Source organism: Paenibacillus favisporus (assembly GCF_040545415.1).
GTDB classification, from domain to species: Bacteria; Bacillota; Bacilli; order Paenibacillales; family Paenibacillaceae; genus Paenibacillus_AQ; species Paenibacillus_AQ favisporus.
Genome location: NZ_JBEPLV010000006.1, coordinates 431,590 through 456,631 on the forward strand (window position 1 = coordinate 431,590; position 25,042 = coordinate 456,631).

Annotated in this window: 16 protein-coding genes; 9 read left to right on the forward strand and 7 right to left on the reverse strand. The window is 55.1% G+C overall.

The window, feature by feature from the left end:
* Positions 1-121: 121 nt before the first annotated feature.
* The 4 genes from ABID47_RS25910 (at position 122) to ABID47_RS25925 (ending at position 5,549) form a co-directional block, all read left to right on the forward strand.
* The gene (locus ABID47_RS25910) at positions 122-1,789 is read left to right on the forward strand and encodes an extracellular solute-binding protein (RefSeq protein ID WP_251678817.1); all 1,668 of its coding nucleotides are present in this window, start codon (positions 122-124) and stop codon (positions 1,787-1,789) included.
* Positions 1,790-1,955: 166 nt separating this feature from the next.
* The gene (locus tag ABID47_RS25915; RefSeq protein ID WP_354501087.1) at positions 1,956-3,731 is read left to right on the forward strand and encodes an alpha-1,3-galactosidase-related protein; all 1,776 of its coding nucleotides are present in this window, start codon (positions 1,956-1,958) and stop codon (positions 3,729-3,731) included.
* Between the two features lie 17 nt (positions 3,732-3,748).
* Positions 3,749-4,393, forward strand: a complete 645-nt coding sequence (locus ABID47_RS25920) for an HAD family hydrolase (RefSeq protein WP_354501089.1) — start codon at positions 3,749-3,751, stop codon at positions 4,391-4,393.
* The gene (locus ABID47_RS25925) at positions 4,380-5,549 is read left to right on the forward strand and encodes an SGNH/GDSL hydrolase family protein (RefSeq protein ID WP_354501091.1); all 1,170 of its coding nucleotides are present in this window, start codon (positions 4,380-4,382) and stop codon (positions 5,547-5,549) included. Before ABID47_RS25920 ends, ABID47_RS25925 begins: the two co-directional genes overlap by 14 nt.
* A 146-nt stretch (positions 5,550-5,695) precedes the next feature.
* On the opposite strand, the gene ABID47_RS25930 is transcribed toward ABID47_RS25925, so the two are convergent.
* The 4 genes from ABID47_RS25930 to ABID47_RS25945 all read right to left on the reverse strand — a co-directional run bounded on the left by ABID47_RS25930 (position 5,696) and on the right by ABID47_RS25945 (position 10,775).
* Positions 5,696-6,595, reverse strand: coding sequence for an aminoglycoside 6-adenylyltransferase (locus tag ABID47_RS25930; RefSeq protein ID WP_354501093.1), 900 nt, complete (start codon positions 6,593-6,595; stop codon positions 5,696-5,698).
* Between the two features lie 711 nt (positions 6,596-7,306).
* The gene (locus ABID47_RS25935; RefSeq protein ID WP_354501095.1) at positions 7,307-7,753 is read right to left on the reverse strand and encodes a DUF5301 domain-containing protein; all 447 of its coding nucleotides are present in this window, start codon (positions 7,751-7,753) and stop codon (positions 7,307-7,309) included.
* A gap of 1,135 nt (positions 7,754-8,888) precedes the next feature.
* The gene (locus tag ABID47_RS25940) at positions 8,889-9,782 is read right to left on the reverse strand and encodes a carbohydrate ABC transporter permease (RefSeq protein ID WP_163881234.1); all 894 of its coding nucleotides are present in this window, start codon (positions 9,780-9,782) and stop codon (positions 8,889-8,891) included.
* A 21-nt stretch (positions 9,783-9,803) separates the two neighbouring features.
* Positions 9,804-10,775, reverse strand: coding sequence for an ABC transporter permease (locus tag ABID47_RS25945; protein WP_354501097.1), 972 nt, complete (start codon positions 10,773-10,775; stop codon positions 9,804-9,806).
* Positions 10,776-11,041: 266 nt separating this feature from the next.
* On the opposite strand from ABID47_RS25945, the gene ABID47_RS25950 reads away from it, so the two are divergent.
* The 4 genes from ABID47_RS25950 (at position 11,042) to ABID47_RS25965 (ending at position 18,395) form a co-directional block, all read left to right on the forward strand.
* On the forward strand, positions 11,042-12,589 hold the full coding sequence (locus ABID47_RS25950; RefSeq protein WP_354501099.1) for a response regulator: 1,548 nt from the start codon (positions 11,042-11,044) through the stop codon (positions 12,587-12,589).
* Positions 12,558-14,372 carry a cache domain-containing sensor histidine kinase gene (locus ABID47_RS25955; RefSeq protein WP_354501101.1) on the forward strand — a complete coding sequence of 605 codons (1,815 nt, stop codon included), beginning with the start codon at positions 12,558-12,560 and terminating at the stop codon, positions 14,370-14,372. The genes ABID47_RS25950 and ABID47_RS25955 overlap by 32 nt, the downstream gene beginning before the upstream one ends.
* A gap of 139 nt (positions 14,373-14,511) precedes the next feature.
* Positions 14,512-16,137 (forward strand): ABC transporter substrate-binding protein, encoded by a 1,626-nt coding sequence (locus ABID47_RS25960; protein ID WP_354501103.1) that lies wholly within the window; start codon positions 14,512-14,514, stop codon positions 16,135-16,137.
* A gap of 131 nt (positions 16,138-16,268) precedes the next feature.
* A complete protein-coding gene (locus ABID47_RS25965) occupies positions 16,269-18,395 on the forward strand; it encodes an alpha-galactosidase (RefSeq protein WP_435530666.1) in 2,127 nt (708 codons plus the stop codon).
* Positions 18,396-18,623: 228 nt separating this feature from the next.
* On the opposite strand, the gene ABID47_RS25970 is transcribed toward ABID47_RS25965, so the two are convergent.
* The 3 genes from ABID47_RS25970 to ABID47_RS25980 form a co-directional block, all read right to left on the reverse strand.
* Positions 18,624-20,135, reverse strand: coding sequence for an alpha/beta hydrolase family protein (locus ABID47_RS25970; protein WP_354501105.1), 1,512 nt, complete (start codon positions 20,133-20,135; stop codon positions 18,624-18,626).
* 80 nt (positions 20,136-20,215) lie between these two features.
* Entirely contained in the window at positions 20,216-20,374 is a 159-nt protein-coding gene (locus tag ABID47_RS25975) for a response regulator (RefSeq protein WP_354501107.1), read from the reverse strand.
* 1 nt (position 20,375) lies between these two features.
* Positions 20,376-21,482, reverse strand: a complete 1,107-nt coding sequence (locus tag ABID47_RS25980; RefSeq protein ID WP_435530667.1) for a helix-turn-helix domain-containing protein — start codon at positions 21,480-21,482, stop codon at positions 20,376-20,378.
* A gap of 192 nt (positions 21,483-21,674) precedes the next feature.
* On the opposite strand from ABID47_RS25980, the gene ABID47_RS25985 reads away from it, so the two are divergent.
* Complete coding sequence (locus tag ABID47_RS25985) at positions 21,675-25,016, forward strand: DUF5107 domain-containing protein (RefSeq protein WP_354501109.1); 3,342 nt, start codon at positions 21,675-21,677, stop codon at positions 25,014-25,016.
* The last annotated feature ends 26 nt before the right edge of the window (positions 25,017-25,042 follow it).

The following is a 25,042-nucleotide window of genomic DNA, read 5'->3' on the forward strand; positions in this document are numbered from 1 at the left end:
GTGCTGTCCGGTCCGTCGGATATGAATATGAAGTTCATTTTAACAAGGAGGTGGTGCTGCCTTAAATGCCCGGAAGGCATTACAAGCTTGCTGCAGAACTATTAAAAAGGGAGCGATTCGATTGAAAAAGAGCCTAATCCGAATGTTTATCCTGCTGATGGCCACCTTCATCGTCATCAGCGGCTGCTCCGGCAAAAAGACAGATAGCCCGGACAGCGCACAGGGAGGCGGTACCGCAGCTGACGGAGGATCGTCGAAACCTGTACAGGTCAGCGTGTTCGCCGTTCAGGAATCGGGAATCGACATTCCGACGAACAAGTTTACCAAATTCGTCGAGGACAAATTCAACATTCAGTTTAAATGGCAGATTAACCCTTCTGACGGAGCCAAGGAGAAACGCCAGATTTCGCTGGCAAGCGGCGATTACCCCGATGCTTATCTGCTGACAGCCTACATCGATGAATTTTCACAGGCTGACGTTCTGAAATACGGGCAGCAAGGGGTGCTGATTCCTCTGAACGATCTGATCGACCAGTACGGGCCCAACATCAAAAAGGCGATGGAAGAGAGTCCTGAAATGAAAGCTCTTGTCACGGCCCCTGACGGCAATATCTATGGGCTTGGGGCTTATACCGAATGCTTCCACTGTTCCTATCCGAACAAAATGTGGCTCAATACGGAATGGCTGAAAAAGCTCAATCTTCAAGAGCCGAAGACCACGGAGGAATTCAGAGAGGTTCTGAAGGCTTTTAAAACGAAGGATCCCAACGGCAACGGCAAAGCCGACGAAGTTCCGCTCAGCGGTTCGACAGAGGACTTCGGCGTCCGCATCATTCCGTATCTGATGAACAGCTTTATCTATGACGATGACCGGAACTATTTGACGATGAGCAGCGGCAAGGTGCAGTCCGCAGCCATTACGCCGGAGTGGAAGGAAGGATTGAAATACGTGAAGTCCCTTTATGATGAAGGGCTGATCGACCCGGGCGCGTTTACGCAAAATGCTGAGGCCTTCAAAAAAGTCGGCGAAAATGCCGGTGCTGAAATTCTTGGCGCAGGAGCAGGCATGCACCCGGCCATCTTTGTCAATATCGACCCGGGCAACACCCGTTCCGCACACTACAACCCGCTGCCGCCATTGACTGGTCCGAACGGCGTCTCGTATGCCACACATGATGCCGGGGGCGTCACTTCCGGAGCCAAATTCGTGATTACGAATAAAGCAAGCAAAGAAGCGCAGATCGCATTAATTAAAATGGTGGATTATATGTTCACGCCCGAAGGGCAAACCAATGCCGGAACCGGTATGAAGGGCATCGATTGGACAGATCCGGAGCCGGGAGACAAAGCGCTTGGTGAAGGCGTCAAGCCGATGGTCAAAACGATTCCGACGAAGGAAGGCGAGCAGCCGCACAATGCGGGATGGAGCGGAATGGGGCATTTCTACATGCCGAAAGAATACCGCGACACCTGGGTACAAGGCACCGATATTTACGCTTCGGACGGCTATGAACGCAGATTGTACAACGCTACGCTTCTATACCAAGGACATGAGCCTAAAGAAATTTTCCCGATTTGGTCCGTCTGGATCGACCCGACTGAAATCGACGAAGCCAGTATGCTGCAGACCAACCTGAAAAATTACATTGAGCAAAATGAACTGCAGTTCGTCACCGGCAACAAAGACCTGGACAAAGACTGGGATGCTTATGTGAAAGGCTTGAAGGACCTGCAGCTGGACCGTTACCTGGAAATTTTGCAGACGGCTTATGATAAGTTAGCAAAATAATACGATATAACAAGGAACCGGCGGCCGGCAAAGCCTGCTGGTTCATTTGCGGGATGCCGGTTCTATAACAGACTGGCATCTTCGGCTTTTTCCTTTATTTTTGCAACACGGGCTGCGATTGTAATATTCAAGGATGGAGCAGACAACGCATCGAAAGGAGCAAGGCATGATTGATTCTGGAAATCCGCGTTCGTCTACGGCCAAAATGATATCATTGGCGGACTTTGGCGACGCTGAGGGCTTACAGGCCAATGCGGGGGCGGCCATGCGGCTTGCGCTCGAGGCAGCCGGTTCGCATGATGGCCCTGTCGTATTGGACATCCCACTTGGAACATATCATTTTTATCCGGAGCATGCCGTTAGGGCGGCTTATCATATTACCAATACGGCCAGCGAGGAGGAAAACCCGGACGTTACGAAGACGGTCGCGCTGCTGCTAAAAGGGCTTCGCCGGCTGACGCTGGAGGGGAACGGTTCCCTTTTTGTGATCCACGGCAAGCAAACGATGCTGCTGCTGGACGGCTGCACGGATATCGAAATCCGCAACCTGCGCTTCGACTATGTGGTGCCGACCGTGACCGAGATGACCGTGGAGCGGCGCGGAGATCATGAGCTCGATGTTTGCGTCCATCGGGATTCACATTATGAACTGGAAGACGGACGTCTCACTTGGGTCGGTGAAGGATGGAGATTCCGGGAAGGGCCGGTACAGCACTGCGACTTGGTCCAAAATGCCACCTGGCGTGTGGAAGATTGGCCTTCACGGGCTGAGCGCATTGAGGAGATCGGCAGCCGGCGGCTGCGGTTTCATTTTGGCGAGGAAGCCGCTCCGCATGTTTTGCCTGGAATGACCGTACAAATGAGAGACGGTATTCGTGACCAGGTCGGCGTGCTGATCCTGGAATGCGAGAGGATCCGTCTGATCGGCATGGGCCTTCATTTTATGCATGGGCTGGGCATCGTCGGCCAGTTTAGCGCAGATTTGACCTTCGCCGATCTGAATGTGACGCCGCGCCCTGAGACGGGGAGAACGGTGGCGGGCTTCGCCGATTTTATCCATTGTTCAGGCTGCCGGGGCCGCGTCTCGATCACGGACAGCCAGTTTGCCGGAGCCCATGACGATGCGATCAACGTTCACGGCACATACCTCCGTATCGTCGGCCAGCCGGCGCCCGATCAAGTGCGGGTTCGATTCATGCATCCGCAAACGTATGGTTTCCGCGCTTTCTTTTCGGAAGACGAGATTGCCTTTGTCAATGCGCACAGTCTTGCATCGTATGCTTTCGGGCGGATCGCCGCCATGGAGATGCTCGATCCCCGCGAGCTGCTTTTGACATTGGAGCAGCCGGCCCCAGCATCGATAGGGGAGCATGATGTGATTGAAAATGTGACTTGGACGCCGGAGGTCGTGATTGCGAGAAACCATTTTGCCAGAATACCGACCCGGGGCATACTGGTGTCGTCGCCGCGGAGAACAGTCATAGAGGGCAACAGGTTTGAACGCATGAACATGAGTGCCGTTCTGGTTGCGGGCGACGCGAATTCCTGGTACGAATCAGGCGCTGTCACGGATGTGCGCATTGCGGGCAACCAATTTATCGACTGTGGCGGAGAGGAGCATCCGGTGATCCGGATCGCTCCCGAGAATGAGCCTTCCGTGCCGGACGTACCGGACCTACCGGTCCACCGCAACATCCGGATCGAGGATAACCGGTTCAGAATGGCTCATGCCGTGCTGCTGTCGGCGCGGAGCACGGAAGGACTGGCCTTTTGCCGAAATGAGATTTTGCTTGCAGGGAAGGCTGGCAGCAAAGACGGGCTGTATTCGGGCGGGCTCTTTCATGGGCTGTACCCTGACGGACTTTTTAAGCTGGAACGCTGCAGCGGAGCTGAAATGGCTGACAATTCGGTCGGCTTCATGGTGGCTCCGACAGACGAATAGAACGAGGAATAAAGGAGATGGACGTCATCGACAAGAAAAGACTGATCGTTTTTTTGGACAGCGGGGATACGCTGGTGGACGAGTCTACCGAGGTTCGTGACGAAGACGGAATCGTGGTTAGCGCCGACCTGATTCCGGGGGCTGCGGAGATGGTGAAGACGCTGCATTCGCTTGGCTTTACGCTTGCGCTCGTGGCCGACGGAGATGCACAATCCTTCAAAAACGTGCTGAGTCAGCACCGCCTGCACGATTATTTCGATGCGCTCATCATTTCCGAGCTGATCAAGGCCACCAAGCCGAGCCCGCGGATGTTTAAAGCGGCGATCGGCGCGCTGAACGGGTCCGAAGCGGATTTTGCCCGCACCGTCATGGTCGGCAACAATTTAAGCAGGGATATCAAGGGAGCGAACGCTCTCGGCATCATCAGCGTTTTTCAAAGCTGGACGCCAAGGTACCCCCATACGCCTGCAGACGAGTCCGAGCAGCCCGCTTATACGATCAGCGAACCGATGCAGCTCATCAAACTTGTCAACCGGCTGGAAATGGAGCTTGGGACAGCGGAAACGGGAGGCGGGAGTTCCGAACCCCGGAAAGTACGGCAGGAGCGGCAGGAATGGCAAGAACGACAGGCAGAGGGGGCCGGGGACCATGCCGCATTCTAAGCCGATTCATCCGCATGCGTATCCCCAACCCATCATCCATACCCGGAGCGGTCTACCCGCATTTCAGGATAAGATTCGCAAGGGACTGCCCGTAACCGTTGCTTTCCTTGGCGGGTCCATCACGGAGGGAGCTGGAGCTTCGGACGCGGATAAGACCAGCTGGCGTGGGCTGACACAGACCTGGCTCGAGGATCGGCACGGCGCTGGCCGGGTGGCCTGCATCAACGCCGGCGTCGGCGGCACCGACTCGACCTTCGGCGCGCACCGGCTGCAGGAGCATGTCCTGGAGCACGGGCCGGTCGATCTTCTGCTCGTCGAATTCAGCGTCAACGACGGGACGGACCGCAGCGAGTCGATTCGCGGCATGGAGGGGATCGTCCGCGGCTGCAAGCGGCGCTCGCCGCAGACGGACCTTTGCTTTGTCTATATCGCGGCGGACAAAAATTTAGGACCGGGCGTCCCGTTCAACATCGCAGTACACGAGGAGGTCGCCGCGTATTACGGCATCCCTTCCGTCAACTACGCCTCCGCCATTCAGCAGGGCATGGAGGAGGGGCTCTGGACATGGAGGGAACTCGCGCCGGATGGGGTCCATCCGAATGACGAGGGCCACGCGCTGTATGCCGGCTTTGCCCGGGAATTCCTTGAGCCTTTCTTTGAGACAAGAGCGGATGCGACAGCTGAAACCGGTCATGCTACCAGCATTGGAAGGGATGTCCTTTCCCTCCCGCCTTTGGAAGCGGGGAATTACGAGTACGGACGGATGATCCGGGCGGACAGCATTTTAAGCCAAAGAGGATTTGACTACAACGGGCTTCAGCACAAGCCGGTCATGAACTGGCGGTTCGATGACGGTCACTTGGAGGCGCTGAACGAAGGAGCAAGCCTCAGTTATATCGTGACTGGCCGCGGAACGGGACTCTGCCTGTTTATGGGCCCCGACTCCGGCATTCTGGAATACGCCGTGAACGGAGGCCCTTTTCAAGAGGTGAACCTTTTCGACGATTGGTGTAAGCTGGCTTACAGACCCGTGATCATCATGCTGGCTACTGGTTCCGAACCGGCCGAAATGCGGGTGGAGATCAGAAACACAGGGCGAAAAGACGTGGAGAGTCTGGGAACGCGACTGCAGGTGCTGCGAATCCTGAGCCATTAAAAAGGGCATAGCATGTCTCTCTCTGGACGGGACACGTACGCCTCAGCCACGTTCTAGAAAAAAACCAGCCGACCCCCGTCAGGGTTCCGGCTGGTTTTTGGTGTTATTTCACGACCGTTACGGAAAAACGTTAGCATGTGCTGTACCTACGCTTCTTTACCTGGCTCACGACCTGGCGGGAATATTTCAGCGGCCCCGGGTTCCAGTGTTCGGACACGCTCCAGGTAAGCCGTCACCCGGCGGTCATCTTCTTTTGGATAGGCAAAGCCGAATTTCGCTGCCACTTCTTGCGCCGTGCTGCGAAATAGGTCGGTCATAGTAAACAGCGCGTTCCAAGCATCTTCGTATTGGCCTTTTGGATAGGTGGCCAAAAGCTGTTCCCAGCTCGATTCGGGAATGTACCCCTTTAAGTACTTCCCGTTTTTGCCGGTGCTTACCGAGAATCCGGTAAAGACGCCGGCCTGCCATTCGAGCATCTTGACCAGCATCTCCCGGATGATGTTCAAATGGTCGAGCGCATACAGGATCTCCTGTCTCCACAAGCCTTTGGCGACGTAGGGCGAGACCCACCAAAACTCGTTGCAGCAGTCGGCAAATAATTTAGCGGTCGGCTGCTGTACCCAATACCCCTGATCCGTAGGCTCTGCCAGCTGCGGCAGGCTCTGGTCTTTGTCGAGCAGCACCAAGGCCAAGCGGTCACCGCCGTTCCAGTCATCCTTTTTATCGATCGGGCAAAGGGTCAGGTCAATCCGATTGCCATCCGTGAACAGCATGAGATACGGATAAAATCCGTCCATAGCCGGAGGAACGAGCTTCATCTCCTCCGGTTTTTGCATGACGATCCGGTCGCCGAATACGTGAACCCAGTCGGGATCCTGGATAAAAGACCCCACGTCAGTCACGATATACACAATGTCGTAATCCTGGAAAACATCCTTCGGTGCATTCGGATTCGTGCGCGAGCCGTTCATCCCAACGCCCCGGATACGCTCGTCGCTTTTGGCTACATTCAAAATCAAATCCAACATTTCTCGTTCGCTTCTCATCCCGGGTACAGCCTCCCTTTTTCATATTAATTTGGAGTTGGGGTCATGCTTACAAGAGGCGGTCCACGAATTCGGATACTCCAGCGAACGACGAGTTCACGTTACAAGTGGTCAAGCAGCTTCTTCATGATGATTGTCCTCCTTTTTAGTGGTGGGTGCATCATCTGTAGAACGGAATTGTAAGGATCATGACAGGCGGTATACCGCCCATACCATAATTACTGACATCTTACCACAAGTTGGGGGAGGGCGGGAAAACGTGCTGTTCAACTTAGGTGAATTTTCCTGAAGCAAATATCGGTAACATCCCGTTTGATGACCGAACCGTCGGGTGGGGGCAACGGATAGTCCAAAAATCTGGATTATACAGGGGATAGCTGAATGGTCTGTGATAAAGCGAGTTCACATTTATTTTAGACTGTCTACATATGATGAACAAATTCAGGTTTTGTCTTTTAAATGGTGGACAGAAGTACATATTTTTTCCTAACTGTTGAGTTCTATATATAGTAAAAATATTTTGATTAGTACTAGATACAGGGATTTTAGAGTAGATCCGCCAGCAGGAGAATATATATATCGAGTCCTTCTTTTGTAAGACAAAGTATGAAATTGTCCATTGAGGAAGGACGGATTTCATCCTCACTGAGGTGGCCAAGAGGCAAATGCTTTTCATTTCACAATAAAAGGGGGCGGTCATGCAAACAACAGTTATTTAAATGCATTTCGGATAGCTGCAGCATCGAAGTCGTTCGTAATTTTGTATGACCTAGATGAATTTTTAGGCACGGCGGCGTTGTATTCGAAAGTATTTATATAGTCGTTGTCATAGAGAGTCAGCCCGTAAGCTCTTCCCTTGTCCTTTGTTTTCAGGGTCATCCAGTAGGATTCGGTAAATTGAATGTCAGATGCTCTGGATTTTTTTAATTTCGCCGCAGAAAGTGAGTTCAATATTTCATTGATTTCTTCCGAATTCGTTACATTTTTGGTGTGCTCACCCTGCTGCTCGCGTTTGATAACTTCAATGGACGCAACATTGTTGGTATCGAGCTTATCCAATACAGCTTCTTGGAGCGTAAAGTTTTTTGGTGAAAAGTAGAAAATCCCCAAGCCGACCACGATGAGGAAGGCGGCCGCAAGGTATACGAGTCGTTTCATCACTTCATCCCCCTTCGTTCTGACCAATCACGTAAGTATGCCGCGGATTTGAAAATTTACTTTTACTCCCAATTCTATAAATAATGAGAGGCATAAATCAAGCGATAATTTGTTTCTATTAAATCAGGTTGTCTTAGGCAACCTAAGAAACGACCTATCGAGTCAGATTTGTTTCAGGGAAACACTCTATATGAGAAGCCTTCAGCCGTCGGCTTATTTTTAGAGAATGGTTGATTTCGGCTACTCCGAAATTCCGGCCCTGGGGTTGAACATGCCTCCTACACAAGCCTATCATACCCTGATATCCGAACAAGGATTTGCCGCTGCGCGTTCCTCCTTGTTCGGATAGTTCAACTACTCCGGCGGTGCGGTGCGCCTGGCGGAGCCTCCAGTTGAACTAACAGGGGAAGCATGATCGAGAAGGTGATCGATATGATCCGCATGTTCCAGGTGGCAAGCCTAACGGCCGGTGATTAAACTAAAGGGAGCGAAACCAAGATGACATGATGTCTTTCAAACTTTGCTCTAAACATGGATGCAATAAAACAATGGCTTTAAGCAAATCAAAGCAGCCTGGCCAAAGGCCAGGCGCTGATGTCTCAGGCGAGTTCCCGGCCAAAGCGGTCCGGAACGAGCCTATTCCTTCCCCATCGAGAGATGGGGAAGAGGGCCATCCCACTCGCCTAACGTCTGGGTTTCGCCAATCATCCCTGGTCTTGTGGTTTCCGAGTCCAGCCAAGTTCGCCGTGCCAAACACAAAGCAGCCTGGCCAGGGGCCAGGCGCTGATTATTCTCAGGCGAGTTCACGGCCAAAGTGGTCCGGAACGAGCCTATTCCTTTCCCATCAAGAGAGGGGGAAGGGCCTCACAAACGTGGATGTCAACGGAAAAGTGGTTCCAAGAGGAGGCGGGAATTGGGGTGGAAAGTCTACGTGCCGCCTTTGAGACCGGGTTCCAACCACCTTATCAATTCCAAGGAACCCGGTCTCAACAGCGGCTGAAACCCCAATCCCGCCCCTCCCACGCACGAACGTCTGGGTTTCCTCCACTTACTCTACGGCAGCTCGGCCATATCCAATCCACTCACAGACTTACCACATTCGGTTTTGCCATCCCCGCACACACCCAGTCCTTCCTCAGCTCTTGATCGCCCCCATCATGATCCCCTTCACAAAATACCGCTGCACGAACGGATATACCAGAATGATCGGCAGTGTGGCGACCATGGTCACCGCCATCCGGATGCTTTCGCTCGATACCGGGATGCGCTTGGAGCTTTGGGCCAGCTGCTGGGCGTCGGACATCATGCTGGCCGTCTGGAACTGGTTCAGGATTTTGACCAGCACGGCCTGCAGCGTCTTCAGCTCGGGCTTGTAGGTGTACACGTAGGAATCGTACCACGAGTTCCAGTGGCCGATGGCCAGAAACAGCCCGATGGTAGCCAGCACGGGAACGCAGAGCGGCATGATGATGCGGAAAAAGATTTGAAGGTCGTTCGCACCGTCGATTTTGGACGATTCCTCGATCTCACCGGGGATTTGCTCGATAAAGGTCCGGACGAGAATCATCAGAAACACGCCGATCAGGCCGGGGAAAATATACACCCAAAACGAATCGATCAGCCCGACGGATTTGATGACCATATAGGTCGGAATCAGGCCGCCGCCGAAATACATCGTGAACACGAAAAAGAAGGAGAAGTACTTCCAGCCGATCAGGTTCCGTTTGCTGAGCGCGTAGGCCAGCATGGAGATGCAGAAGATGGACACGGCCGTGCCGACGATCGTCCGCAGCACGGTGATTTTGATGGCGCTCCAAATTTCCGGGTTACGGAAGATGGTCATGTAGCTCTCAAAGGTCGGCACGCGCGGCCAGAAATACAGCCCTCCTTTTAACGTGTCCGTCGCGTCGTTCAGGGAAATGACGAAGATGTTCCAGAACGGATAGAACGTCGCCAGGAAGATGATGGCCAAAAAGACGTACAGTGAGGCATCGAACAGATGCTCGGGGACCGTTTTGCTGTTTTTCATATCGTAAACCTCCCGGGTCGATTAGAATAAAGACTGGCCGTTGAGCCGCTTGGCGATGCCGTTGACGATGATGACGATGATAAAAGCGACGACGGAGCTGAACATACCGACGGCCGAGGCGTAAGAGAACATGCCGTTCTGAATACCGTAGCGGAACGAATAGGTCGACAGCACATCGGAGTAGTCGCGCGTCAAATCGTTGCCGAGCAGGAAGTGCTGGTCAAAGCCGGCATTTAGAATGCCGCCGAGGGCAAGGATCAGCAAAATGACGATCGTCGGCTTCAGGTGCGGCAGCGTGATGTAACGGATCTGCTTGAAGCGGCTGGCACCGTCGACCTTGGCGGCTTCGTACAGCTCCTGGTTAATGGAGGAGATGGCGGCCAGATACATGATCGAGTTGTAGCCCATATCCTTCCACGTGTTGCCGATCGCGACGATCCACCAGAAGTAGGAGCCGTGCTGCAGGAATAAAACGCTCTCACGCGTAATATGCAGAAACTTCAATATGCCGTTGATGGCGCCGTCCGAGGACAGCAGCGTTACGATAATATTGGCCGCGATAACCCAGGAAATAAAATAAGGCAGATACGATGCGGTCTGCACCGTCTTTTTAAAGCGAACACTCCGGATTTCGTTGATGGCGATGGCAATGAGGATCGGCATCGGAAACGAGAACAGCAGTGTAATTAAAGTCGACGCCAGCGTGTTGCGCATGACGATGAGAAAGTCGCCGTTGTTGAAAAAGTACTGGAACCACTTGAATCCGACAAATTCGCTGTGAAACAACGTATGCCAGAAGCCGCCCAGCGTCGGCTGGTAATTGACAAAGGACATGTACAGCCCCACCATGGGCGTATAAGCGAAGATGAGCGCCCAGACGATCGCGGGCAGCATCATGAGGAACAGATACTTCTGTTGTTTGACGGTCACCCACAGCTTGCGCCGGGGGATCGGGAACTCCGATCTTTTCTGTAAAGCCAGTTCGGTTTTCATAGGGGGCACCTCGCATCTTAAGTTAACTCAAATTATAAAACCCGCAAAAAATGAGTGTCGATACGCCATTGTAACGAAAGATGCTTGAAAATGACTTACATTTGTGAGGACCCTTAGTTAAGTAACGGGAAACCACTATAATATAGAAGGAACTAAAGTTTTCTATCGTTATCGCGTGATTCACGGGGCATTTCCGTGTCAGAAAAGGACTTTCTTTAGTTCATTTCTATATAAACGTTAGCAAAAGGGGACTGGAGGGGTAGACCATGTACAGCATTTTTCTGGTAGACGACGAAGAGCTGGAGCTTGAGATGATGAGGGACTATATCCGCTGGGAAGAAATGGGGCTCTATGTCGCAGGCACGGCCGTCAATGGACGGGATGCCGTGGAGAAGATCGAGGCGATCCAGCCCGACATCGTGCTGACCGACGTGCAGATGCCGCTGATGAACGGCCTCGACCTGGCGCGGCATATCCGGGAGCGTTATGACTGGATGCAGCTCGTGTTCCTGACGGGACACGACGAATTTGATTACGTCAAATCGGCTTTGAACGTGGGGGCCGTCGGGTATTTGCTGAAACCGCTCGATCTCAGCGAAATTGTAAGCGTTATCGATAAAGTGAAGCATCAATGCGAGGAAGTGCGGATGAAGAACCGCTCGATCCGCGTGACCCGCTCCCATATTTTGAAGGAGATCGTTCATGAATCCGATGCGGAGCGCACCGGAAATCTGGCCGCCAGCTTTCGCCGGCTATCCCGCCACCCGGAGGGGCAGAGGTATGCGCTGGCCCTGCTGCAGCTAGACGGGATCAGCGCCGAGGCACAAAGCGTATCCGTGGAAGACGGACGCGACCAGGTGTCCGAGCTGGTCGGGGAATGGCTGGCCGAGAAACGAATGGACGCCGACATCGTCCTGTTCAAAGAAGGCGAGATGGGCCTATTTATGGACGCTGCGGCCAAGCCGGGTGAGTATGGTTGGAACGACTTGCTGGAGCGTATCCGGCAATCGCTGCATCTTACGGTAACGATCGCCGCGGCACCGCAGGAGGAACTGCTGACGGGAATTCAGGCGCTGTACCGGCAAACACGGGTCATATTAGCGGAGCTATTTTACACGGGAAAGGGAAAAGTCATCGGGCCGGCGGACGTTCAGCAGTCCAAGGGTGGTGAGGCGCCCGCGCTTGCGGAGAAGGAATGGATCGAAGCGCTGGACGGGCATGATCTGAAACGGGCGGGTGAGATTTTAAGTGAGCAGATCGCCAAGCTGGTGGCGCTGAGGGTTGTTAAAAACGAGGTGTGCGGCGCGGCCATCGGCTGGATCGAGCACCTGCTGGAGCACATTCACGAGCCGATTGTGGAAAGCCATAAGCGTGCTGAACTGTACCATACCGTGTACGGCTGTCAAACCATTTACGAGATTGAAGCGCTGGTGATGGACTACGCCAAGCAGGCGGCGGATTCGGTCCGGCAGCGGTTTGCGGACAAGAACGCCAAGCTGGTGCATCAGGTGCGGACGATGATTGACCAGAACTTCCATCAGCCGATTACGATTAACAGCCTGTCGGACCAGGTGTACCTGTCGCCGAACTACCTGAGGTCCATTTTTAAAGAGAAAACGGGGATGACGATTCACGACTACCTGACCCGAATCCGCCTCGACAAGGCCAAAAGCTACCTGGCCGACGAATCGCTGAAGGTGCAGGACATCGCCCAGATGGTGGGTTACGAGAGCACGTCCTACTTTATTTCCTTATTCGTGAAAAACCAAGGAGTCACGCCGAATGAATACCGAAAACATCTCCTTCTGGGATAAAATCGCCGCACGCATTCCGTTCACCCGGACAGGCAGGCTTGCCCGCCCGCGCCTGCGGCACAAATTTTTCCTCATCTTTCTGATCGTCATTATTCTGCCGTTCTCCATTCTGATCTATTATTCGTATACGTCGACCCGCAGCACGATTACGAAGCAGACGTATACCGCGCTCAATGTGACATTGGCCCAGATCAACACCAACGTGGAGAAGCGGCTGGATTACTATAACCAGCTGTCGAACATTTTGTACATGGATGCCCAGCTGCGCAATTATTTATCGACGGATTACGAGCAGGCGTTTTATTATTTGGACGCTTTTCAATACATCAACCGCACGCTGCCTTCGCTGATGACGCTGAATTCCAACATTCAGAACATCACGATCTTTACCGGCAACAAAACGCTGTACTCCGACGGCCAGTATGTGAAATATATGGAGGAGCTGCCCGCCGAAATCAAGGAAAAGGCGCTGAAAGCCGCCGGAAGCACCGTGTATACCCATACGGACGACTACACGGCACCGGATGCGCATTTTACGCTGGCCCGTTCGCTGAGCTATTTCAGCCTCCAGCATCCCTACGGGATTTTAACGCTGGACATTAGCGACAACGAGCTGTACTCCCTCATCAAGATGGAAAACAACAACAAAAGCGTCTACATTATCGACGAAAACGGAAGGATCATCAGCACGGGGGATCAGAACCTGGCTTCCAGCCTGCTGTACGACCTCTATCCCATTCAAAAGGAGCTGGGCGGGAAATCGGGTCATTTTGACTTGAAAATGAACGGGCAGGAGCGCTTTTTCACCTATAACAAGCTGAGCAACGGCTGGAGTACGGTCATTACCGTGCCGTATGACGAGCTGCTGTCCAACACGAACAAGGCTACGGGAAAAATCATCTGGTTCTCCGCGATCACGATCAGCATCGCCATTCTGCTGCTGTATTTTACCACCAAGGTGCTGACCAAACGGATCGAGGTGCTGCTGCAGCAGATCCGCAAGGTGGAGCGGGGCGACTTCCGCCTCTCCATCAAACCGATGGGGCATGACGAGATCGGCCAGCTGTCCTTTGCCTTCAATAAAATGGCCGCAACGATCCAGAGCCTGATTCAGGATGTGTACGTGAAGGAAATCGCCATGAAGGAGTCGGAGCTGAACACGCTGCAGGCGCAGATCAATCCGCATTTTCTGTATAATACGCTGTCGTCGATCTCTTCGCTGGCCTTGAAAGAGGGGGCGGGGCAGGTCTACCGCATGGTCAACTATTTGGCCAAGTACTACCGGGTGTCGCTGAACAAGGGAAAGCGGATCATCCTGGTGGAGCAGGAAATCAATCTCGTCAAAAATTACGTGGCGATTCAGGACATCCGCTTCCGGGACAAGCTGCATATGCACTACGACCTCGATGAAGAGCTGTTCCAGCGGACGACGATCAAGCTGATTTTGCAGCCTTTTATCGAGAACTGCATCAACCACGCGATGTGGGACGAGTCGGGCGTTAACATAAACGTCAAGCTGAAGCGGGACGGGCATGACATGCTGCTGCAGGTTATTGACGATGGCGCCGGGATGACGGCAGAACAGCTGGACCAGGCAATGCAAAAGAGCGACAGCGTTCCCGGCGCTTCCGGCTACGGTATCAAAAACGTGGATGACCGCATCAAGCTCACTTATGGCGGGGAATACGGGTTGTCCATGTTCAGCAAACCGGGCATCGGCACCGCCGTCACGATCCGGATACCGCTCGATCCGCCTCCGTCTGCCGCAAAAGCACCGGGATGAGAAGCTGCCTTGAAACGATGAAAGACGTTTTCCATTATGAATTGTAATATTGCGTTATAGCTAATTGAACTCCCCGTTTTTACAATTAGACATGTATTCGGGAACAAGAATATGACGACTTCAGAAAGGGGTTCAGGCAATGAAAACGATCAAAGGGATTCTCGCGGCAGCCCTCGTGATGACAGCGCTTACCGGTTGCGGCGGCGGAGGAGGCGGGAAAGCGGCATCCGGTGATGACAAAGGCGCGGCCGCGGACAGCAATGCGCCGATCACGCTGACGTGGTTCGATAAAAATACGGGGGATGCGTTCAACAATCCGGTGGCCAAAGCGATTACGGAAAAGACCGGCGTCACGGTCGAAATTCAGCAGCCGACCGGCAACCCGGTGGAGAAGCTGAACCTGATGCTGGCGAGCGGCGACCTGCCGGACGTCGTCATGCTGGACCGCGGCAGCGACATCATGAACAAATATATTTCATCGGGCGCGATTATCCCGCTGAACGATCTGATCGACAAGTACGGTCCGCATATTAAAGAAATGTACGGTGACACCCTGGCCAAAACGAAAAACGACGACGGAAAAAACTATTATTTTGCCAATTGGTACGGCCTTGAGAAATATCCGGTCTTCGGCTTTATGATGCGCATGGATATAATGAAGGAGCTCGGCGTCGGGGACAAAGTGAACAACGGCGAACCGTTTACGGCGGAAGAGTTCGAGAACCTTCTGGTGAAGTTCAAGGAGAAATATCCGACGATCGACGGCAAGGAATCGATCCCGATGACGCTGAACGGCGAAAATATCGGCAGCGTATCCGGCACCTTCAAAGGCATGTTCGGCATGATGCCGTATTATGAAACGAACGGAGAGCTGAAGAAGGACATCCGCGATCCGCGTTACCTGGAGATGGTGAAATTTCTGAACTCCTTGTACCGCAAAGGACTGCTCGACAAGGAATGGGCGACGATGAAAACGAAGCAGTTCGAGCAGAAGCTGGCGGGCGGCAACGTGTTCGCCACGGCCGAAGCGCTGTGGAACGTGGGCAACCCCAACTCGCTGCTGAAATCGGAAGTGTCCGATCCGGCCAAAGCCGACGAGCGCCAGTTCTATCAATATAAAGTGCTGGCTCCGGGCGTGAGCGCTGACCAGACGACGTACGGTCCGAAGAGCTCCTTGGGCTGGGACGGCGTAGCGATCACCCGCTCGAACAAGGATCCGGAGCGCACGATGAAGCTGCTGGACTTCCTGGCCAGCGAGGAGGGACAGTACCTCCTGATGTGGGGCGTGGAAGGCAAGGACTGGGACATGAAGGACGGCAAGCATGTGCCGCGTCCGGAAGTGCTTGATGCGTTCAAGAAAAACTGGGATGAGGCTTCCCGGACGACGGGTATTCGCAAGTGGACGTGGATGATCAAGAACGGACCGGGCTCCGACGGCACGCCTTACGACTTGATCGGCCGCTTCCAGTCTGATCCGGTGACCGATCTGGCGATCAAAAACCTGGCCGATACCTCTTTTGACACCGCGCCGTATGACAACCTGGGACCTGCGGGCGGCACGCCGGAAGCAATCATGGATACGAAGGTCAACGATACGATCAACAAGTATTTCCTGAAGATGGCCCTGGCCCCGACCGAAGAACAGGTGACCGAGCAGTACAACCAAATGATGAAGGAAGTCGAGGCGGCTGGCCTCTCCAAACTGGAGAAAATCTACACCGAGAACTATAAGAAGCGCCAGCAGCTGTGGACGGAGTCTAAATAACGCAAGCGGGGGAGGAGAAGACGGCCTTTGTCTTTGGCCTCCCTTTTTTGCCGGGGCGCAGGCCGTGATGGCTTGCACGCCCGAAGCTAGCGGGAAACGATCCATTTTCAAACGGTAAAGGATGAGGAACGATGGGAAATGTAGATATGCAGTTTGAGTTTGAGGAAAAAAGCCGGGTCTTTGCGATTCATACGCAGCGCAGCTCCTACGTGTTCGGGATCAATGAACGGGACCGGCTGCAGCATCTGTATTGGGGCGAGCCTGTCACGATCGACGACTGCGCGCCGCTGCTGCGAGGGCGGTCGCACAGCTCCTTTGACGCCGAAGTGGATATGGAGGCCGAGGAGTACAGCTTCTGGGGCGGGGTCAACTATGACGAGCCTTCCCTGAAGGTGCGCATGCCGGACGGCGTCCGGGACCTTTCGGCAGGCTATGTGCGTCATGAAATCCGCGAGGAGGACGGCCGGCCGACGCTGGTCATTGTGCTGAAGGACCGGGTTTACCCGCTGGAAGCCCATCTGCTGTACCGGGTCATCCCGGAATACGACCTGCTTGAGCGTTCCGTGCGTATCGTCAATACCGGCGGAGACGACATCGTCCTCGAGAGCGTACAGTCGGCCGCCTGGAGCTTGCCGGACCTGCGGGATTATCGATTGACGCATGTCACCGGCAAATGGTCGGGCGAATTCCAGCTTCGCCGCAACGTGCTGAGCGAGGGGAAAAAAGTGCTGGAGTCGCGCAGAGGTTTTACCGACAGCCACGCCAACCCGTGGTTTGCCTTCGATGAAGGCCAGGCGACGGAAACGGACGGCCGCGTCTGGTTCGGGGCGCTTGCCTGGAGCGGCAACTGGAAGATTACCGCAGAGAAAACGGTGTTTAACCATGTCCGGGTGACCGGGGGAATCAACGATTTCGACAGCGAGTGGGTGCTGGGATCCGGCGAGTCGTTCGACGCGCCATGGTTCGTCGGCGGGTACACGGCTGGCGGCTTCGGCGGCATGAGCCGGAATCTGCATCAGTACCAGCACGCGTACGTGCTGCCAAGCTCTAAGCCGCGCAAGGTACTGTACAACTCCTGGGAGGCGACGTATTTCAACGTGAACGCCGCAGACCAGATGGCTCTGGCCGAGCGGGCCGCGCGAATGGGCGTCGAGCTGTTTGTCGTCGACGACGGCTGGTTCGGCCAGCGGAATCACGACCGGGCCGGACTGGGCGACTGGTACGTGAATAAGGAGAAGTTTCCGAACGGTTTGGGCGAGCTGATCGGCAAGGTTCACGAGCTTGGCATGGAGTTCGGCATCTGGGTCGAGCCGGAGGCGGTCAATCCGGACAGCGACCTGTACCGGGCCCACCCGGATTGGGTGTACCATTTTGAGACGCGGCCGCGGACGGAGCTGCGCAACCAGCTGCTGCTGAACATTTCGAAGCCGGAGGTCAAGGCGTACATCCTTCAGTTCATGACTGAGCTGCTGCAGAACCACTGCATCAAGTTCATCAAATGGGACATGAACCGCACGGTCACCGAGCCGGGGATGAAGGACCATCCGCTGCACCGGCAGAAGGAGCTGTGGATCCGCCACGTCCACAGCCTGTACGAGATTTGGGCCGAGCTGCGGCGCCGGTTCCCGCATGTGGAATTCGAGACGTGCGCGGGCGGCGGCGCGCGGATCGACCTCGGCATTTTCCGGTATGCCGACCAGTCCTGGCCGAGCGACAACACCGACGCGTTCGACCGCTTAAGCATCCAGGAGGGCTTCTCGTACACGTATGCGCCGCGAATGATGACCTGCTGGGTGACGGAGTCGCCGACGGGCATGAACAAGCGGAACGTGTCGCTGAAGTACCGCTTCCACAGCGCGATGATGGGCACGCTTGGCATCGGCTCCAACCTGAACGAGTGGAGCGACGAGCTGATCGAGCAGTCCGGCGAATTCATCCGCCAGTACAAGGCGATCCGCCCGCTCGTGCAGTTCGGCCGCCAATACCGGCTGGCCGATCTCCAACACAAGGGCGTCACCGCCGTGCAGTACGTCGATGAAGCCGGCACGGACAGCGCCGTGTTCGCCTTCCTGCATTCGCAGCGCCTCGGCGAACCGCTGCCGCGGCTGCGCCTGCAGGGGCTGCAGGCGGACCGGGCGTACGCCATCGAGGGGCTGCCCGGCAGCTGGAGCGGACGCGCGCTGATGAACATCGGGATTGAGCTGCCGCTGCGGGGCGATTTTGACAGCCTGCTGTACCGGGTGACGGCGGTGGAGTAGGCGAATGCTGGCTGGTGGCCGGTAGCTGGCCGGCAGGTTGTAGGCCGCCCCAGCTGATGGAGTGTAACGACAACCGTTTCCGGGCCGGTTGGCAGTCGCAAGGCCGCTGGCCAACAGCCGTACAAAATGAAGCGAGTAAACGGAAGGACGCCTCCAGGCTGAAATGGCCGAGGCGTCCTTTACTGTTGTTGGAGGCGATGTAGTGAGCCGGGGAACGAGTTGCTGCTGTCACATCAGCTTGACCTTATGCAATTTCGGATATTGGCGAAGCACGGACTCGGGCGAATCTCCGGTTTCATGCTTCAAATGCTGGTTGAAAAAATCCAATGTCACAGATTCCGTGATCGCCAGACATTCTGCGGCTGAAGTGCTGCCTTGAATGCCTATGAAGCGGTGGAATCCGGCACCCACAAATAGTCCGATATCCGTAAATTTCATATGGGCGCTGCCTTCGATTGAATATAAGCTGCCCGATGCTTTCAACGTTTCGGCGAGTCCAGCGGCCGCTTGTTCTTGCTTCTTATAAATATCGATATAATTTTCTTTGCTTCCATATGCTGACGCCACGGCTTCCTGCTCTTCAGCAGGCATATCCTCCCATTTTTTCATCGAGGCTTCATGCTTCTGGATCATCTGGACGCCAGTTTCATCATTGGCAAGCATTAGGAAAGGGGCGATGCGATTCTTGTCCTTAGGGACAGTATAGACTGAGCCATCCAGGTTAACGACGGCTTTGATTCTGCTATCGTTCAATGCCAGATCATATGCCGCCGCGCCGCCCAGCGAATGGCCGATGACGCCGATTTGACCCAGATCGAGCTTCCCTGCAAAGATTGAATCCGTTGTTCCGGTGTTCATTTCACCCAGCTTATCGATCACGGAACCGACATCGTCAGCCATAATGCGGGCGACAATTTCCCGAGGGTCGCCTTGATCAAAATTTACCGTCGCGTCCCGGTCCGTGACGATTCCGCCGGGAAGCTCGGTTGCCGACGATACGTAGGTATGGTTAACGGCCACGACAATGTAGCCATGACTGGCCAAATCCTCACACTGCGAAGTATGCACTTCCATGTTCGTACCGGCGCCATGGGAGAAAAAAATAACGGGATAGCGCGCCTGTTTATCGGATACGGGCAGACCTTCTTGCGTATGGGTTTGAACAAGCCGCAGATGGCTGAACATAAAATCAGGCATTCCGTAGGCTGCGGTGAACGTCTTTATCAATTCAGGTGAATCGTGAAAATAAGCAGCATACGGCTTGGCTTTATCCTTTGACGCAGGATAATATATTTTAACCGCCAATTCCCGCTTTTTGGCCGATCCCTGCAAAAAGGGCTCGAGACGCTTTTCATCCGTCAAATCAACATATTGAACCCCTACATCATAGCTGCCTGTGAGCTTGGGGAGCTTAAAGACGGGAAGAGTATATGCCAAGAGGCACGTTAACGCGAGGGATAGCACGGACAAGACGATCGTAAACCCCTTCAGAATTTTCAGGATCTTGGACTCCGGGAACTTGAACGCAGCTCTCGCTAGAGCGTAAATCGTAAAAAGAACAACAAAAATGTAAGAGAACACCATCTGATAACGGAATCCCTCAATGGCACCGTGAAGGGCAAGCGCGATCCAATGAAGACCTGTCAGTCCTAACAAAATGGTCTTAGACGATTTATTTCTCATGCCTAAAATCAAGGCAATCAAATTCACCATAATCAACGCTAATTCACATACTCTCATTTGGCTTCCTCCTTTTGAAGCCCAATATACAGATAAATCCTAACGTACCTTTATCGTAATTCTAACAAAGTTCTTAAATTTCATATGTTATCGATTTCGCTGTCTTTGGCCGACAAAATAATCACGGGAACGGTTCCCTTCGCTAGAATTTGGCGTAAGACCTCCTGACCCTCGATTTGTGGGAGCAACAGATCCAAAATAACCAGCTGGTATTCATGGTTCTGAAACTCTCTTCCCAATTTACCCCTTTCGCGTCCCCCGGTACTCGGAGGGCGACTTGCCCATAATTTTTTTGAACAGGCGCGAGAAGTAATACGGATCCTGGAACCCGAGACGATGGCTGATTTCCTTTACGCTTTGCCCGGTGAGGTCCAGGTGCCTGCAGGCCAGCTGGATTTTCAGCCGCAGGTAGTAGTCGATCGGAGAGTAGCCGGTCGCCTCCTTGAAGCGCTGGGTAAAATGCGGAACCGACACGCGTGCCTGGGCCGCAAGCTGCTTCAGTGTGACGGTGCCCTCCAGGCGGTCCATCATATACCGCACCGTTTGCGTGATATCGTGCTGGCTGTGGCGGAAAATCCCATCCTGGGGCTGCAGCCGGCACAGTCTCAAAATCGCCGCCAGGTGATGCGCCAGCTGCGACACATAAATGATATGGTTCAGCGTATAGCCCTGCTCCAGCAGCGCATACCCTTCCTGGAACAGCTCCGTCAGCTGGCGCGCTTTGTCCGGAGGCAGGGTGACGGAAAGGGATGCGGCGGCGGTTTTAACAGGACGGGAAGGAGGCTCTGTGAGGTCCCCGCTGTCCGAGGTTCCCGGTGCACCCACACCGATATTATTCCATTCATCGGACCCGCTAACATGCGTAGTGGCTTCCTCGGCCTCTGGCCCGTGCCCTGACTCGTGTACTGGCTCATGCCCTGGATTGGGTCCCAGACCAAATCCCTCAAAAAACGCCTCTGTCTGCTCCCCCTTGAAATGCCACCAGTAAATGCTCCACGGATGCTCCTCCGACGAGCCATAGGCGTGGGAAGTCCGCGCGGGAATCACGATGGCCTGGCCCTGGCCGACCGGCTGCGCCCGGCCGCTTCCCAAGCGGTACCAGCCTTCTCCTTCCATGCAAAATATGACGATGACCGCTTCGCTGCCTTCGGGCCGCTCCCGGTAATGATGCAGCGCGCGCGGGAAGTATCCGGTATCGGTCACGTAGAGGGGACGGACCAGCGGATGCGACGACGCCTCCATCAGAATATGATCCGGTAGGACGATGAGTATCTCGGATTTGAATCCGTCGGGTTTTCGTATCTTTTCCATAGTATTTACTATGGTTTGGGCCGTGTCCTTTGTCAATGGAAACCTCCGTCTCAACACGCCCTATCGACACTGAAAAATCATAATATAATCCATCATTCCCATGAGATCGTGAATGGAGGGCGTCGCCGCTTCCTTTTAAGATGAGGATAGAGTTTTGAAAGGTTCCCGAATGCAGACATCACCATTGCAATTATTAATGCGTCCAAGCGAAAGAAAGGATGAGTCAGCATGGCCAAAGCGCCAGAAGAAGTAAAGGTATGGGAGGAGCAGGTGGAAATCCCGACTTACGAGGCAGGTAAGCCCGATCCGAACCCGATGTTTTTGGAGAAGCGTGTATATCAGGGAAGCTCGGGACGGGTCTACCCGCTGCCGGTCATCGATAAAATTTACGACGAAAAGGTTTCGAAATCGTACCGTATCATCTTTTTGGAAAATGAGTACGTGCAAATCCAGGTCATGCCTGAGATCGGCGGACGGATTTACCGGGCGGTCGACAAGACGAACGGGTACGACTTTGTCTACCATAACCAGGTGATCAAGCCGGCGCTGGTGGGCCTGGCCGGACCGTGGATTTCCGGCGGGATCGAGTTCAACTGGCCGCAGCATCACCGCCCGAACACGTTCGGCGAGGTAGAGCATACGATCGAACATAATCCGGACGGGAGCGCAACAGTATGGGTCGGGGAAATCGACCGCATGTACGGCACCAAGGTGACGACCGGCTTCACCCTGCATCCGGGCAAGGCCTACCTCGAAATTCAGGCCCAGCTGTACAACCGGACAGCGGCGCCGCAGACGTTTCTGTGGTGGGCCAACCCGGCGGTTGCGGTCAACGACCACACGCAGTCCGTGTTTCCGCCGGACGTGCATGCGGTGTTCGACCACGGCAAGCGCGACGTGTCCAAGTTTCCGATCGCCACGGGCACTTATTATAAAATGGACTACTCCGCCGGTGTGGACATTTCCAAATACAGCAACATTCCCGTGCCCACCTCCTACATGGCCTACCACTCGGACTATAATTTTGTCGGCGGTTACGACCACGGCGTCGGCGCAGGGCTGCTGCATGTTGCGAACAGGCATGTGTCGCCAGGGAAAAAACAGTGGACCTGGGGACACGGGGAGTTCGGAAAGGCGTGGGACCGCAATCTTACGGACGAGGACGGTCCGTACATCGAGCTCATGACCGGCGTCTACACCGACAACCAGCCGGACTTCAGCTGGCTCGCGCCGTACGAGGAGAAGAGCTTCAAGCAGTATTTTATGCCGTATAAAAAGATCGGTCTGGTGAAGAACGCCTCCATCGATGCGGCCGTAAATCTGGAGACGGCGGACGGGCAGGCATTAGTTCAGGTTTACGCCACTTCGGTGTTTGAACAAGCGCGCGTGCTGCTGAAGAGTGCTGGACAGATCGTTCTGGACAAAACGGTGAAGCTGTCGCCGAGCGACGTGTTCCAGGCGGAGGTGAACATCCGTGCCGAAGTCCGGGAAGAGGAGCTGCGGGTCATCGTACTGGACGCGGACGGAAGGGAACTGGTCTCCTACCGGCCGATGCCGAAAAAGATCGAGCAGATTCCCGATCCGGCCAAAGCCATCGAGGCGCCGGAGCTGCTGCCAAGCACCGAAGCGCTATATTTGGCGGGACTGCATCTGGAGCAGTACCGGCACGCAACCCGTGAGCCGGAAGCTTATTATTTGGAAGGCTTGAAGCGGGATCCCGGCGACATCCGGCTGAACAACGCTTACGGACTGCTGCTGCTGCGGAGGGGATGCTTTGAGGCCAGCGAAGTGTATTTCCGAAAAGCGATCGAGACCTTGACGCGCCACAACGCAAGGCCGTATGACAGCGAGCCGTTCTATCATCTCGGCCAGACGCTCAAATGGCAGGGCCGGCTCGAAGAGGCATACGCCGCCTTCTACAAGAGCGTGTGGACGGGAGCATGGCAGGCAGCGGGATACTTTGCCCTCGCGCAGATCGCCTGCGGGCAGGCGCAGTATGACGAGGCGCTCGAACTGGTGGACCGTTCCCTGAACGTCCAATACCGCCATTACAAGGCCCGTCATCTCAAAAGCGTCATCCTGCGGAGGCTGGGCCGCGCCGCGGAGGCCGAGACGCTGGTGCGGGAGACGATCCGCATCGATCCGGTGGAATTCGCGGCCCGTAGCGAGCTGATCGCCGTCTACCGCGAAACCGGCCGAACGGCTGAGGCGCAGGAGGCGCTGGGCAGCCTGGCGGGCCTCATGCGCGGCGATGCGCACAATTACATCGCCTTGGCTCAGGATAACGCCGATGCCGGCCAATACGCGGATGCGCTTGAGGTCCTGGGCCGCATCGCAGCACCGGAGCAGCCGGGTGTCTACCCGATGGTCCGCTATTACCAGGCGAGCTGGAGCCGGAAAAACGGACAGGATGAGCAGGCAGACGCTTATGATGAGCTGGCTGCTGCGGCGGATCCGGCGTACTGCTTCCCGAACACGCTGCACGATTACGCCGTGCTCCAAGAAGCGGCGGCGCTGCGCCCAGAAGACGCTAAGGCAAGGTACTACTTGGGCAACCTGCTCTATGACAAAAAGCGCCATGCCGAGGCGGCCGCGTGCTGGGAAGCTTCGGTGGCGCTGGACGGCAGCTTTGCGACGCCTTACCGCAACTTGGCGTTAGCCTACTACAACAAGCTGAACCGTCCGGACGATGCGCAAGCTGCGCTGGAGACGGCGTTTCGGCTGAACCCGGCGGACGCCCGCGTCTTTTACGAGCTGGACCAGCTGTACAAAAAAACCGGCTGCCCGCCTGAACAACGGCTGCAGGCGCTGGAAGCGCACCGCGAGCTGGTAGAGCTTCGGGATGACCTGTACCTCGAATACTTAACGCTGCACAATACGCTGAACCGCCATGAGGAGGCGCTCAGCCTCATTCTCGCCCGCAGCTTCCATCCATGGGAAGGCGGGGAAGGCAAAGTGCCGGCCCAATACGTGACCGCCCGTGTCGAAATCGCCAAAAGGCTGCTGAACGAAGGCCGGGCGGAGGAGGCCGCCGAGCAGCTGCTGCTCGCGAAGCAGTACCCGCCGAACATTGGCGAGGGCAAGCTGGAAGGCGCTCAGGAGAACAACATCGACTATTACCTCGGCGTCGCGTACGGCCTGCTCGGCCGGCAGGAGGAAGCGCAAAATGCGCTGCTTCAGGCGTCGCAAGGGCTGGAGGAGCCGGCCAGCGCCATGTACTACAACGACCAGCCGCCGCACATGATTTTCTACCAGGGCGCGGCCCTGCGCAGGCTGGGGCGGGAAGCGGAAGCGCGGAGCCGCTTCAACAAGCTGGTCGACTACGGGGAAAAGCATCTGTTCGACCGGCCGCACATCGATTATTTCGCCGTGTCGCTTCCCGACTTTCTCGTGTTTGAGGACGATCTGCACAAGCGCAACGAAATCCACTGCCATTACATGATGGGACTTGGGCAGCTGGGGCTGGGCCGAATTCGGGAAGCCGAGGAGCATTTCCGCCAGGCGCTGGCGCTGGAGCCGCACCATCAGGGGGCCGCGCAGCATCTTGAGTTATGCCGGACGGGAATATGACGTCTCAGGCCGGGGAAAAGGGGGCG